Genomic DNA, 12,750 nt, shown 5'->3' with positions numbered 1-12,750 from the left:
GGAGAGAGACCGTGATGGAAGAGAAAATTACCCTGCAGACTGATACCGGGGAAGCTGTGGATTTTTTTGTCCTGGAGGAAACCCGTATCAATGGCATGAATTATCTTCTGGTAACTGATTCAGAAGAAGAGGAAGACGGTGAATGTTATATTTTAAAAGATGTGTCCAAAGCAGAGGACAGTGAAGCCGTATATGAATTCGTCGAGAACGATGACGAAATGGATTATCTTTTTAAGATTTTTACCGAACTGATGGAAGATATGGAAGTAGAGCTTCAGAAGTAAGCTTTAATGGACAATAAATTTGGAGGAAAATATTGAGCATGGAGAATCAGAACAATCAGAACGATAAGCCGGCTGACGGATATGTGCAGGCACCTCAGCAGGAAGCAAAATCCGTGCTGGCTGAACTGGCAGAGTTTGTTTCCAGAAAAAAAGTGGCAGAGCAGAATGTGGCTGCTCCGGCTGTGGAAGCAAAGCAGGATGCGCAGCAGAATGCGGAAAAAGAACGGAATACAGCAGGTATCGGAAACGAAGCGGGTGGTGCTCCGGTAAATGACGGAGCAAAAGAAGAAAAGAGTGAACGCCCGGCACGAAATAACCGCAGCAGAGGACCGAGAAGACCGAGAACTGCAGCACCGAAGCGGGCGGAGGGCGCGGAGTCCTCTGAGAATGAGAAAACACAGGAAGAAAGAAAACCGAAAACTCCGAGAGGTACCCGCAGCACAGCAGCCAGAGCGGAAAAAACAGAGAAACCGGCTCGGACAGAGCGTGCAGACAGAGCAGAAAAACCGGTCAGAGCAGAGCGTTCGGCCAAAAACGAGAAACCGGCAAGAACTCCCAAGGCAAAGAATGTGCTGGCAGATACCAGCTCCAAGCCGAAGGTACGCATTATCCCGTTAGGCGGTCTGGAGCAGATCGGTATGAATATCACCGCCTTTGAATATGAAGATACCATTGTAGTTGTGGACTGCGGTCTTGCATTCCCAACGGATGACATGCTCGGAATCGATCTGGTTATCCCGGATGTCACCTATCTGGAGCGCAATATCGACAAGGTCAAGGGCTTCGTGATCACCCACGGACATGAGGATCACATCGGCGCCCTGCCTTACATTTTACAGAAGATCAATGTTCCGGTATACGGAACCAAGCTGACTATTGCCCTGATCGAGAATAAGTTAAAAGAGCATAACCTGATGAAGAGCACTAAGCGCAAGGTGGTAAAGCACGGCCAGTCTGTGAACCTTGGCTGCTTCCGCGTGGAGTTCATCAAGACCAACCACAGCATTGCGGATTCCGCGGCACTGGCATTGTTCACTCCGGCCGGCATCATCGTGCATACCGGAGACTTCAAGGTTGATTACACTCCGGTATTCGGCGATGCCTTTGATCTGGCACGTTTTGCCGAGCTGGGAAGAAAGGGCGTTCTGGCACTTTTAAGCGACAGCACCAACGCCATCCGCAAGGGCTTTACTGCTTCTGAGCGTACGGTAGGAAAGACATTTGATGCCATCTTTGCGGAGCATAAGAACAACCGTATCATTGTTGCAACCTTTGCTTCCAATGTAGACCGTGTGCAGCAGATCATCTTTACTGCTGAGAAGTACGGACGTAAGGTTGTGGTAGAAGGACGAAGCATGGTCAATGTTATCGGAACAGCCAATGAACTGGGCTATATCAACATTTCCGATGGCACCCTGATCGAAATTGATCAGTTAAAGAATTATCCGGATGAGCAGACAGTCCTGATCACCACAGGAAGCCAGGGTGAGTCCATGGCGGCGCTGTCCCGTATGGCATCCGGCATGCACCGCAAGGTATCCATCAAACCGAACGATGTTGTCATTATGAGCTCCACCCCGATCCCGGGCAATGAGAAGCAGGTAGCCAAGGTTATCAATGAACTGGCTATGCGCGGTGTTGAGGTGATCACCGAAGATACCCACGTATCCGGCCATGCCTGCCAGGAGGAGATCAAGCTGATCTACTCCCTGCTGCATCCGAAGTTTGCGCTTCCGGTACACGGTGAGTACCGCCATCTTGTAGCAAACCGCTCCATCGCAACGGCGATCGGCGTTCCGAAGGAGAATGTACTCATTATGTCCTCCGGTGATGTTGTGGAAATCTGCGAGGATTCCTGCAAGGTTGTGGATCATGTACAGCACGGCGGCATCCTGGTAGACGGTCTTGGTGTGGGCGATGTCGGAAACATCGTGCTGCGTGACCGCCAGAATCTGGCCCAGAACGGTATCATCATCGTCGTTCTGACCCTGGAGCGTTACAGCAACCAGCTGCTGGCCGGACCGGATATCGTATCCCGCGGTTTTGTATATGTGAGAGAGTCTGAGGACCTTATGGATGAGGCAAAGCGTGTGGTAGATGACGCTGTTGCAGACTGCCTGAGCCGCCATGTGACCGACTGGGGCAAGTTAAAGAATATGATCCGCGACAGCTTAAGCGACTTTATGTGGAAGCGTATGAAGCGGAATCCGATGATTCTGCCGATCATTATGGAGGTTGAGTAGGCCAAAGATGAGCCATATCACCAGAGATATCAATAAGGTGACCGGAACGGTCATCGGAATTTCGGGAAAGCTGATCCTTTATGCCCTTGTGATCCTTCTGCTTGCGGAGGGCATCACAAGAGGCTATGCCTTTGGCCATTCCCTGTTTTATGAAAGTTCGGTGGAGCAGGCACCGGGCCGCGACATTACAGTCACGATACCGGACGGGCAGAAGGATTCTGACACGATCCACAAACTGAAAAAAGACGGACTGATCGACAACGAGCTTGCCATGCGGATCCAGATGAAGTTCTATGATTATGAAATCCAGCCGGGAACCTATACGTTGAACACCTCCATGTCATCAAAAAAGATGCTTCAGATCCTGAATGAGAAAACAGAAGAAGAGGGGGACAAGACGTCATGATGGACCAGGACCGGATCACCCAGTATATCCATTCCCTGGATCAGGGGCATGGCGCGTTCTGTGACCGGATCGCGAAAGACGCACGGGCGGGCCGTGTACCCATTATCCGGAAGGAAACGGCAAGTTTTCTGCAGGCCATGGTGGCGGCAAAACAGCCGGAGCACATTCTGGAGGTTGGAACAGCCGTAGGCTATTCTGCCCTTCTGATGGCGCAGATCATGCCGGAGGGAACGGATATCATAACCATTGAAAAATATGAGCCGCGCATTCCGGTGGCACGCCGTCACTTTGAGGAGGCGGGACTTTCTGACCGCATTACCCTGCTTGAGGGTGATGCAGGGGAAATCTTAAAGAAGCTTGAAGGTCCGTTTGATTTTATCTTCATGGATGCGGCGAAGGGGCAGTATATCCACTGGCTGCCGGATATTCTCCGGCTGTTGTCTGCAAACGGTGTGCTGTTTTCCGATAATGTACTGCAGGACGGAGATATCATTGAGTCCCGGTTTGCGGTGGAGCGCCGGAACCGTACGATCCACGCGCGCATGCGGGAGTATCTGTACACCCTGACCCATATGCCGGAGCTTCAGACCAGCGTGGTGCCGATCGGAGATGGTGTGGCACTGAGTGTGAAGCGATAAAAAACTGAAATAGGAAAAATAGTATGAGAGACACAGAATTATTAATTCCGGCAGGCAGCCTGGATGTGTTGAAAACAGCAGTCATCTATGGTGCCGATGCCGTATATCTGGGCGGTGAGGCCTTCGGTCTCAGAGCCAAGGCAAAGAATTTTACTAACGAAGAGATCAAGGAAGGCATTGCCTTTGCCCATGAGAGGGGCGTTAAGGTTTATATCACTGCCAATATCCTGGCGCACAATGATGACCTGGCCGGTGTGGAGCAGTATTTTGAGGAGTTAAAGGATATCCGTCCGGATGCCCTCATCATTTCTGATCCGGGTGTGTTCGCCATTGCAAAGCGCGTGCTTCCGGATATGGAACTGCATGTCAGCACCCAGGCAAACAATACCAACTACGGAACCTATCTGTTCTGGCACCAGCTTGGCGCAAAGCGTGTGGTATCCGCGCGAGAGCTTTCCTTACAGGAAATCAGAGAGATCCGTGCCCATATTCCGGAGGATATGCAGATTGAGAGCTTTATCCACGGAGCAATGTGTATTTCTTATTCCGGCCGCTGCCTGCTGAGCAACTTCCTGGTAGGAAGAGACGCTAATCAGGGAGCCTGTACGCATCCGTGCCGTTGGAAGTACTCTGTTGTGGAGGAGACCAGACCGGGCGAGTATATGCCGGTTTATGAGAATGAGCGCGGAACCTATATCTTCAACTCCAAGGACCTGTGCATGATCGAGCATATCCCGGAGCTTGTAGATGCCGGCATCGACAGCTTCAAGATCGAGGGCCGCATGAAGACCGCTCTCTATGTGGCTACCGTAGCCCGCACCTACCGCAAGGCAATCGACGATTACAAGAAGGATCCGGCTCTGTACCGGAAAAATATGGAGTGGTACAAGGAAGAAATCGGCAAATGCACGTATCGTGAATTTACCACCGGTTTTTACTTCGGAAAGCCGACGACCGACAGCCAGATTTATGACAGCAATACCTACGTCAAGAACTATACCTATCTTGGCACGGTAGAGGAAGTCCGGGAGGACGGCTGCTGCCGCATTGAGCAGAAGAACAAGTTCTCTGTGGGCGAGCAGATCGAGATCATGAAGCCGAATGGCCGTAATGTACTGGTCACCGTAAAAGGCATCACCGATGAGGACGGAAACGCCATGGAGAGCGCACCGTATCCGAAGCAGGTCTTATGGGTAGATCTTGGAAGCGAGGTCAGCCCGTATGATATTTTGCGGAGAAGTGAAATGGAATAAATCTAGAAGAAGCCCTGGCGAAAGCCGGGGCTTTTGCGAATAATTTTTGATACATGTCGACTTTAACACGTTGACGTGCTATACTGGAACACAACTGATGAAACTATTTTGCAATATCAGATATCATCGGAACTGGCATGACCAGATAAGGCAGAAATAAACGTTAAGACAGGAAGGACTGTGTAGCATGAAGATTATTGTATGTATGAAACAGGTTCCGGCAAGCTCCAGGGTTGACATCGATCCGGAGACCGGCAACCTTAAGAGGGGAAGCGCGGGACAGCGTACCAATCCGTATGATCTCTACGCACTGGAGTGCGCGCTGCAGATCCGTGAAAAAACCGGAGGTACCGTTACGGTGCTGACTATGGGACCTGGACAGGCAGAGAGCATGATCCGTGACGCCTACAGTATGGGAGCTGATGAAGGTGTTATTTTAAGTGACCGCAAGTTTGCCGGTTCGGATGTGCTGGCAACTTCGTATACATTATCTCAGGGCATTGAGCTGTTGGGAGGCGCAGATCTGATCCTTTGCGGACGTCAGACCACAGATGGTGATACTGCCCAGATCGGTCCGGCCATCGCTGAACATTTGCATATCCCGCACTGCGCGTGGGTATCTGCCATTGAGGAAGCAGATGCGGAGCAGATTACGTTAAAACAGGATTTTGGAAGCGTGACCCAGATTTCCCGGATGCAGTATCCATGCCTGGTTACTGTGGACAAGGATATTTGCGTTCCGAGACTTCCATCCTGGCGTCTGACCAAAGAGACGAAGGACCGACCGGTGCGTGTGGTAACCTTTGATGATCTTCCAAGACCGGATCTGACCCGTTTTGGCGCAGTCGGCTCTCCGACCCGGGTTGAGCGCATCTTTGCGCCGGAGGCAGGGGCAGCCAGTGTGGTACTGGAAGGAACCGCAGCGAAAAAGGCAGAGCAGCTGACAAAGCTGCTTGCAGAGCGAAAATACATCTGAGCCTGACAGGCCGGAATAGAAAAATCGGAGGAAAAACATATGAAGTTATTACGGTTTGATCCGCAGCTCTGCACCCTTTGCGGAGCCTGCATCGATAAATGTCCGTTTGGCGCCATCACCATGGAAAAAACAGGAATTACCTTAAATGAAAACTGCCGCATGTGCGGCGTCTGCGTGAGACAGTGCCAGAGCAAGGCACTCTATTTTGAACAGAAAGCCGGCGGTGAGGATAAGAGCACCTGGAATGGCATCCTGGTATACGCAGAGCAGGAGCGCGGCAAGATGCATCCGGTGGTCTTCGAGCTGATCGGAGAAGCCAGAAAGCTGGCAAAGAAGGTTGGCTATAAGGTTTATGCGGTTATGGTGGGAACTGCCAGAACTGCGGAGAACGCGAAGGAGCTTCTGCCCTACGGCGTAGATGAAGTGTTCGTCTATGAGCATGAGGGCTTCGCCGGATTTAAGGCAGACTGTTACGCAGATGCTGTGGCTGACTGCATCTCCAAGCTGCGCCCGTCGGTCGTGTTAGTTGGCGGAACTTCCCTGGGGCGCTCCCTGGCACCGCGCCTTTCCACCCGCTTCCACACCGGCCTGACTGCTGACTGCACGAAGCTGGAGATGAAATCCAATACAGATCTGGTACAGATCCGCCCGGCATTTGGCGGAAATATCATGGCCCAGATCGTCATCAGTGAGTCTCGTCCGCAGTTTGCCACAGTCCGCTATAAAGTGATGGACCGCGCGGAAAAGGTAGAAAAACCATCCGGTAAGATAACCGTCTGTCCTGTGTCAGAGGACATGGTCCGCTCCCGCATTGAGGTACTCTCTGCAAAGGTACTGGAGCATGTGCGCTCCATTGAGGAGGAAGATGTGCTGGTGGTTGCGGGACGCGGCGCAGGCAAAGCACTGGATCAGTTAAAAGAGCTGGCAGAGCTTCTGGGGGGCCAGCTGTGCTTTACCCGCCCGATGATCGAGGACGGATATGGAGACACCGCGCACCAGATCGGTCTGTCTGGACGAACGGTAAAACCGAAGCTGATCCTGACTTTTGGCGTATCCGGTGCGATCCAGTTTACCGCCTGCATGAACAGTGCCGAGTGCATTGTGGCGGTCAACAATGACCCGGAGGCGCCGATCTTTAACATCGCGGATATTGCCATCAGGGACGATCTGTACGCGGTGCTGCCGGAGCTTTTGAACGATGTAAAAAACAGAAAGGATGGTGAGTGATATGCCGTTTCCATACAAAAAAATGACTGAAGAGGATTTCGCTTACCTTCGCAGTGTGACTGCGCCGGAGCGTGTCTGGGTCGGCGATGAGATCGCGAGAGAATATTACCACGATGAGATGCCGGAGTATGGCGTATTTCCTCCGGAACTTTATGTGGAAGTGCTGGATAAGCAGGAAGTCAGCAAGATCATGAAATACGCCTGGGAGCAGAATATCCCGGTGGTGGTCCGCGGAGCCGGTACCGGTCTTGCGGGCGGCGCAAACTGTAAGTACGGCGGCATTCTGCTGTCTGTTATGAAAATGAACAGGATGATCTGTCTGGACAAGGCCAACATGACCATGACTGTTCAGCCTGGCATGCTTTTAACCGAAGTGGCCGCAGCCGCAGCGGCAGAAGGCTTGTTCTATCCGCCGGATCCAGGCGAAAAGACTGCGTCCATCGGCGGTAATGTCATCACCAACGCGGGCGGCATGCGTGCTGTCCGCTATGGCCTGACCCGTGATTTTGTCCGCTGCATCGAGGCCGTGCTGCCGGATGGCGAGATCGTGCAGTTTTCCTCCAATGTCGTGAAGAACACCACCGGTTACGATGTCAAAGACCTGGTGATCGGTTCCGAGGGAACTCTGTGCATTCTCACGGAAGTGACCTTAAAGCTGATGCCTGCACCGAAATTTACCCGTACCCTGGTGATGCCGTTTGAAAGTCTGGAAAGCTGCATCGACATGGTGCCGTGCCTTCTACAGATGGCAGCTGTGCCGACCGCTATTGAGTTTCTGGAGCGGGAGCTGATTGACATTGTGGAGCGCAATCTTCATAAGCTGCTGCCGGTGAAAGAAGGTGACGCGGTGCTGATCGTCATGTATGACGCGGGAAGCGAGCAGGAACTTTTATCTGCCTGCACCGAAGCGTCGGATGCGGCACTGGAGGCCGGAGCTATCGACGTTTACATTGCCGACACGCCGGAACGTATTGCGTCTGTGTGGTCTGTGCGCGGCGCAATCCTTGAGGGCATGAAGGCCGAGAGCGTGGCGCAGGAGGAGTGCGATGTGGTCGTACCGCGGGCAAAGATCGCGGAATATGTACGCCTGGCAAAAAGCATCGGTGCCAAGTACGGTATCCGCGTAGAGCCGTGCGGCCATGCCGGTGACGGAAACATTCATACCGAGATGCTGCGCGACGCCTCCATGAGCGACGAAGACTGGATTAGAGGAACCAGAGCCTGCTTCACCGAACTTTACGGTGTCTCCAAACAGTTTGGCGGTCAGTTGTCCGGCGAACACGGAATCGGAAACGGACGTCTTGAATACTTAAAGCCGTTCGTGGGAGACCGGATGTATAAGCTGTATCAGTCCATCAAGCTGGCGTTTGATGAGAAGCTGATCCTGAATCCGGGAAAGATCATTACCTTTGATGAATAAATCCATGAAAACAGCAGGAAGGATGAGGAGCAATCAGGTGAGGAAGCTTGTGTATGTGATCGGCATGGGGCCGGGAAATTTTGAGCAGATGACGTTTGAGGCGCGCAGGGCGCTGGAGCAGAGTGATGTGATCGTTGGCTATACCGTGTATGTGGATCTTTTGCGGGAACATTTCCCGGAGAAGCAGTTTCTGACTACGCCCATGCGCCAGGAGGTGGAACGCTGCCGCATGGCGTTTGAAGAGGCGAAGAAGGGTCAGACCGTGGCCATGGTCTGCAGCGGCGATGCCGGCGTGTATGGCATGTCCGGGCTGATCCTGGAATTACAGCAGGAGTATCGGGAGTGTGAGGTGGAAGTGGTCAGCGGCGTGACGGCAGCCCTGGCCGGCGGCGCAGTGCTTGGTGCTCCGCTGATGCATGATTTTGCAGTCATCAGTTTAAGTGATCTCTTAACGCCCTGGGAGAAGATTGAGACAAGACTTCGCTGTGCGGCGGAGGCGGATTTTTCCATCTGTATCTACAATCCGTCCAGCAAAAAACGGGCAGATTATTTAAAACGGGCCTGCGATATCATTCTGGGACAGATAAAGGAAGACCGGGTCTGCGGCATTGTGAGCAACATTGGCAGGGAAGGGCAGAACGCCCGGGTTCTGATGCTCAGTGAGCTTCGCGATACCCGGGTGGATATGTTTACCACGGTGTTTATCGGAAATTCCCAGACAAAAAGGATCGGGGAGCGGATGGTGACACCGCGGGGCTACCGGATCTGAAAAACGTAGAAAGTGAGACATAACATGGAACAATATCTGGAGAAGCAGCTTCACTGTCTCTGCCGCAGTGTGCGTGCTGCGGATGAGCGGGCAGTGGACGCGGCAAGGCGCCACTGGAATGGAATTGCCAAACCATTGTACGGGCTTGGTCGGTTTGAAGATCTTTTAACCAAAGTGGCAGGCATTCAGAATACGGAAGATATCAAAATAGATCGGAAAGCGGTTGTGGTATTCTGCGCGGACAACGGTGTGGTGGCTGAGGGCGTGACCCAGACGGACAGCAGCGTGACAGCGGTGGTTACAGAAAATTTTGCCCGGGGCATTGCCAGTGTAAACCGTATGGCATCGGTGGCCGGGGCAGATGTGATACCGGTGGATATTGGAGTTATGGGAGAGATTAAAGAGCCTGGGGTCCGCAACTGCCGCATTGCAAATGGGACTAGCAATCTGCGCCGGGAACCGGCCATGAGCCGGGAGCAGGCGCTGGAGGCACTTCATACCGGAATCCGTCTTGCGTCGGAGCTCAAAGATACCGGATATGATCTTCTGGCGGTGGGGGAGATGGGAATTGGCAATACCACCACCAGCAGCGCGGTGGCCAGCGTACTTTTGCAGGCACCGGTGGAAATTGTGACTGGGCGTGGAGCCGGGCTCTCCAACGCAGGACTGGAAAAGAAAATAGAGGTGATCAAAGAGGCTATTGCGCTGCACCATCCGGATCCGGAGGACCCGCTGGCGGTCCTGGAAGCTGTGGGCGGCTTTGATATTGCAGGTATGTGCGGTCTGATGCTGGGCGGGGCTATTTACCGGATCCCGGTGGTACTGGATGGCCTGATCTCGTTGATGGCAGCGCTTCTGGCCCGGAAATTCTGTCCGCTGGTTACGGACTTTCTGCTTCCGTCACATATGGGAAAGGAACCGGCCTGCGGCATGGCAATGGAAACGCTTGGGCTGGAGGCAAGTATTTATGGAAACCTGGCACTGGGCGAGGGAACCGGAGCCGTGATGCTGTTTCCGCTGCTTGATATGGCGGAGGCTGTGTACCGGGAGAACAGTACCTTTGAAAACATTCACGTTGACGCATATCAGAATTTTGAGGAGGAACAGGTATGATTTATTTTATCGGAGCCGGACCGGGAGATCCGGAATTGATCACCGTGAAGGGAAAACGTCTGATCGATGAGGCAGACATTATCATTTATGCCGGTTCCCTGGTGAACCCTCAGGTGCTTTCCGGGGCAAGGCCGGAAGCGGAGATTTACAACAGCGCCACCATGAACCTGGAAGAGGTACTGGATGTGATGAAGCGCGGCGTGGCGGCAGGAAAAAAAGTTGTCCGTGTCCATACCGGAGATCCATCTATTTACGGCGCCCACCGGGAACAGATGGTGGAACTGGAAAAAATGGGAATTCCTTATGAGATCGTGCCGGGAGTCAGTTCCTTCCTGGCGGCTGCAGCCAGCTTAAAGCGGGAGTACACGCTGCCGGGAGTCAGCCAGACCGTGATCTTAACCCGCATGGAAGGACGCACTGCAGTGCCGGAGCGGGAACAGATTGAAGCGCTGGCAGTGCATCAGGCTACCATGGTGATTTTCTTAAGTGTAGGTGAGATTGAGACATTAAGCACACGGCTGCAGGCCGGTGGTTATCCGGAAGATACTCCGGCCGCTGTGGTCTATAAGGCATCCTGGGAGGATCAGAAGATCGTCAAGGGAACGCTGACGGATATTGCGCAGAAGGTAAAGAAAGCAGGCATCCGTAAGACAGCACTGGTAACCGTAGGCAGGTTCCTTGGTGATACCTTTGAACTTTCCAGACTGTACGATGCGCATTTTACAACGGAATTCCGCAAGGGGGTTTAGAAATGGCAAAGAAGATCATGATCCAGGGCACCATGTCCAATTCCGGAAAGAGCTTCGTGGCGGCGGCCCTGTGCCGGATCTTAAGGCAGGATGGTTACTCCGTAGCACCGTTTAAATCCCAGAATATGGCCCTGAACTCTTACATTACCAAAGATGGACTGGAAATCGGGCGGGCCCAGGCCATGCAGGCGGAGGCGGCTGGAATCGCGCCTACCGTGGACATGAACCCGATCCTGCTAAAGCCGACCAGCCAGATGGGAAGCCAGGTGATCGTAAACGGCGAGGTGTTCGGAAATTTAAAAGCCATGGATTATTACCGCCGCAAAACGGAATTTATTCCGGCAGTCCGGGAGGCGTTCGAGAGGCTGGAAAGCCAGTTTGATGCCATTGTCCTGGAGGGTGCCGGAAGTCCGGCAGAGATTAATCTGCGGGACAATGATATCGTGAATATGGGGATGGCAAAGATTGCGAATGCGCCGGTGCTTCTGGTGGGAGATATTGACCGGGGCGGCGTGTTTGCATCATTATATGGAACCGTCAGTCTGCTGGAGCCGGAGGAGCGGGCCCGTATCAAGGGTCTCGTCATCAATAAATTCCGTGGTGATGTTAAGATTCTAGAGCCGGGACTCCGCATGATCGAGGAGCGGCTTCACATTCCGGTGGTGGGCGTGATCCCCATGGAGCAGATCGATCTGGATGATGAGGACAGCCTGTCCGACCGTCTGGTGCGGACTAAGGCGCAGGACGGCCTGGATGTGGCGGTGATCCATCTGCCGCATATCTCCAATTTTACGGACTTCAATGCGCTGGAACATTATGATGGCGTTTCTCTGCGCTATGTGGACCGGCCGGCACATCTGGGACAGCCGGATCTGATCCTTCTGCCGGGAACGAAAAATACCATGGCTGACTTAAAATGGCTGCGGGAGAGCGGACTGGAGGCCATGATCTGGCGGCTGGTGGAGGAACAGAAAGTTCCGGTGATCGGAATCTGCGGCGGTTATCAGATGCTTGGTGAACAGCTTTCTGATCCGCATGGTGTGGAAGGGGAACCGGGCAGTACCATGCGGGGCATGGGACTTCTGGCGGCAGAGACCATCTTTGCGGCAGAGAAAACCAGAACCCGGACAGAAGGAATGGTGATGGCAGCAGCTGGAGTTTATGGCCAGGTGACCGGGCAGAGCGTGAAGGGGTATGAGATCCATATGGGAGAGACGTTTCCGGCTGAGGCAGGGTCGGGCTTGAATGGCTCGCAGCAGGCGGGTGCAGGACAGCAGCCAGGAAATGCCTCCCGGGCAGATCACAGTGTTACCCCGGCAATCTGCCTTGCAGACGGCCGCATGGACGGTTTTGTCCGGGCCGATGGCCTGGTGTTCGGAAGCTATCTCCACGGCCTGTTTGATAATCTGGAGTTTACCGGAGCGATTCTGACCAGGCTGGCAGAAAAGAAAGGCATCAGCCTGACTGCAAAGGCACAAAGTATGGAAGAATATAAGGAAAGCCAGTATGATAAGCTGGCAGATCTGGTGCGCCAGTCGCTGGATATGGAGGCGGTCTATAAGATTATGGAAGAGTACGAGTCCTAAAGACAGACAGGAACCTGGTATGAAGCCGGGAATGCATGTGGACAATCTGCATGTTGAAAGAACATCCAGGTTTGAACAGGAAAAAA

At 53.2% G+C, this 12,750-nt stretch carries 12 protein-coding genes; all 12 read left to right on the top strand.

The genetic code is table 11. The annotated features are described in order from the left end of the window. Positions 1-14: 14 nt before the first annotated feature. The 12 genes from ACMP1L_RS01295 (at position 15) to ACMP1L_RS01240 (ending at position 12,664) form a co-directional block, all read left to right on the top strand. Complete coding sequence (locus ACMP1L_RS01295) at positions 15-284, top strand: DUF1292 domain-containing protein (RefSeq protein ID WP_243025860.1); 270 nt, start codon at positions 15-17, stop codon at positions 282-284. Between the two features lie 572 nt (positions 285-856). Further along, positions 857-2,527 carry a ribonuclease J gene (locus ACMP1L_RS01290; RefSeq protein ID WP_475544501.1) on the top strand — a complete coding sequence of 557 codons (1,671 nt, stop codon included), beginning with the start codon at positions 857-859 and terminating at the stop codon, positions 2,525-2,527. 7 nt (positions 2,528-2,534) lie between these two features. After that, entirely contained in the window at positions 2,535-2,933 is a 399-nt protein-coding gene (locus ACMP1L_RS01285) for an endolytic transglycosylase MltG (protein ID WP_418451783.1), read from the top strand. Beyond that, positions 2,930-3,571 (top strand): O-methyltransferase, encoded by a 642-nt coding sequence (locus ACMP1L_RS01280; protein WP_418451781.1) that lies wholly within the window; start codon positions 2,930-2,932, stop codon positions 3,569-3,571. The genes ACMP1L_RS01285 and ACMP1L_RS01280 overlap by 4 nt, the downstream gene beginning before the upstream one ends. A gap of 23 nt (positions 3,572-3,594) precedes the next feature. Continuing rightward, positions 3,595-4,824, top strand: a complete 1,230-nt coding sequence (locus ACMP1L_RS01275; RefSeq protein WP_418451780.1) for a peptidase U32 family protein — start codon at positions 3,595-3,597, stop codon at positions 4,822-4,824. Positions 4,825-5,011: 187 nt separating this feature from the next. Further along, positions 5,012-5,800, top strand: a complete 789-nt coding sequence (locus ACMP1L_RS01270) for an electron transfer flavoprotein subunit beta/FixA family protein (RefSeq protein ID WP_418451779.1) — start codon at positions 5,012-5,014, stop codon at positions 5,798-5,800. A 39-nt stretch (positions 5,801-5,839) separates the two neighbouring features. Next, on the top strand, positions 5,840-7,027 hold the full coding sequence (locus ACMP1L_RS01265) for an FAD-binding protein (protein ID WP_418451777.1): 1,188 nt from the start codon (positions 5,840-5,842) through the stop codon (positions 7,025-7,027). A gap of 1 nt (position 7,028) precedes the next feature. After that, on the top strand, positions 7,029-8,447 hold the full coding sequence (locus ACMP1L_RS01260) for an FAD-binding oxidoreductase (RefSeq protein ID WP_418451775.1): 1,419 nt from the start codon (positions 7,029-7,031) through the stop codon (positions 8,445-8,447). A gap of 22 nt (positions 8,448-8,469) precedes the next feature. Then, positions 8,470-9,216 (top strand): precorrin-3B C(17)-methyltransferase, encoded by a 747-nt coding sequence (gene cobJ / locus ACMP1L_RS01255; protein WP_475544500.1) that lies wholly within the window; start codon positions 8,470-8,472, stop codon positions 9,214-9,216. 24 nt (positions 9,217-9,240) lie between these two features. Then, positions 9,241-10,329 carry a nicotinate-nucleotide--dimethylbenzimidazole phosphoribosyltransferase gene (gene cobT, locus ACMP1L_RS01250; protein ID WP_418451772.1) on the top strand — a complete coding sequence of 363 codons (1,089 nt, stop codon included), beginning with the start codon at positions 9,241-9,243 and terminating at the stop codon, positions 10,327-10,329. Next, complete coding sequence (cobM, locus tag ACMP1L_RS01245) at positions 10,326-11,078, top strand: precorrin-4 C(11)-methyltransferase (protein ID WP_418451770.1); 753 nt, start codon at positions 10,326-10,328, stop codon at positions 11,076-11,078. Before cobT ends, cobM begins: the two co-directional genes overlap by 4 nt. A gap of 2 nt (positions 11,079-11,080) precedes the next feature. Further along, the gene (locus ACMP1L_RS01240) at positions 11,081-12,664 is read left to right on the top strand and encodes a cobyric acid synthase (RefSeq protein ID WP_418451769.1); all 1,584 of its coding nucleotides are present in this window, start codon (positions 11,081-11,083) and stop codon (positions 12,662-12,664) included. The last annotated feature ends 86 nt before the right edge of the window (positions 12,665-12,750 follow it).

The sequence above is a fragment of the Ventrimonas sp. genome (assembly GCF_048380235.1).
Taxonomy (GTDB): Bacteria; Bacillota; Clostridia; order Lachnospirales; family Lachnospiraceae; genus Brotaphodocola.
The sequence above is the reverse complement of the archived record's forward strand: the minus strand, read 5'-3'. Positions and strand labels throughout refer to the sequence as shown.

Bases quoted from the DNA above. Each gene is read 5' to 3' on its own strand.
- cobT (WP_418451772.1), top strand. From the start codon at position 9,241: ATGGAACAATATCTGGAGAAGCAGCTTCACTGTCTCTGCCGCAGTGTG.
- ACMP1L_RS01280 (WP_418451781.1), top strand. From the start codon at position 2,930: ATGATGGACCAGGACCGGATCACCCAGTATATCCATTCCCTGGATCAG.
- ACMP1L_RS01295 (WP_243025860.1), top strand. From the start codon at position 15: ATGGAAGAGAAAATTACCCTGCAGACTGATACCGGGGAAGCTGTGGAT.
- ACMP1L_RS01270 (WP_418451779.1), top strand. From the start codon at position 5,012: ATGAAGATTATTGTATGTATGAAACAGGTTCCGGCAAGCTCCAGGGTT.
- ACMP1L_RS01275 (WP_418451780.1), top strand. From the start codon at position 3,595: ATGAGAGACACAGAATTATTAATTCCGGCAGGCAGCCTGGATGTGTTG.
- ACMP1L_RS01260 (WP_418451775.1), top strand. From the start codon at position 7,029: ATGCCGTTTCCATACAAAAAAATGACTGAAGAGGATTTCGCTTACCTT.
- ACMP1L_RS01240 (WP_418451769.1), top strand. From the start codon at position 11,081: ATGGCAAAGAAGATCATGATCCAGGGCACCATGTCCAATTCCGGAAAG.
- cobJ (WP_475544500.1), top strand. From the start codon at position 8,470: ATGAGGAGCAATCAGGTGAGGAAGCTTGTGTATGTGATCGGCATGGGG.
- cobM (WP_418451770.1), top strand. From the start codon at position 10,326: ATGATTTATTTTATCGGAGCCGGACCGGGAGATCCGGAATTGATCACC.
- ACMP1L_RS01265 (WP_418451777.1), top strand. From the start codon at position 5,840: ATGAAGTTATTACGGTTTGATCCGCAGCTCTGCACCCTTTGCGGAGCC.
- ACMP1L_RS01285 (WP_418451783.1), top strand. From the start codon at position 2,535: ATGAGCCATATCACCAGAGATATCAATAAGGTGACCGGAACGGTCATC.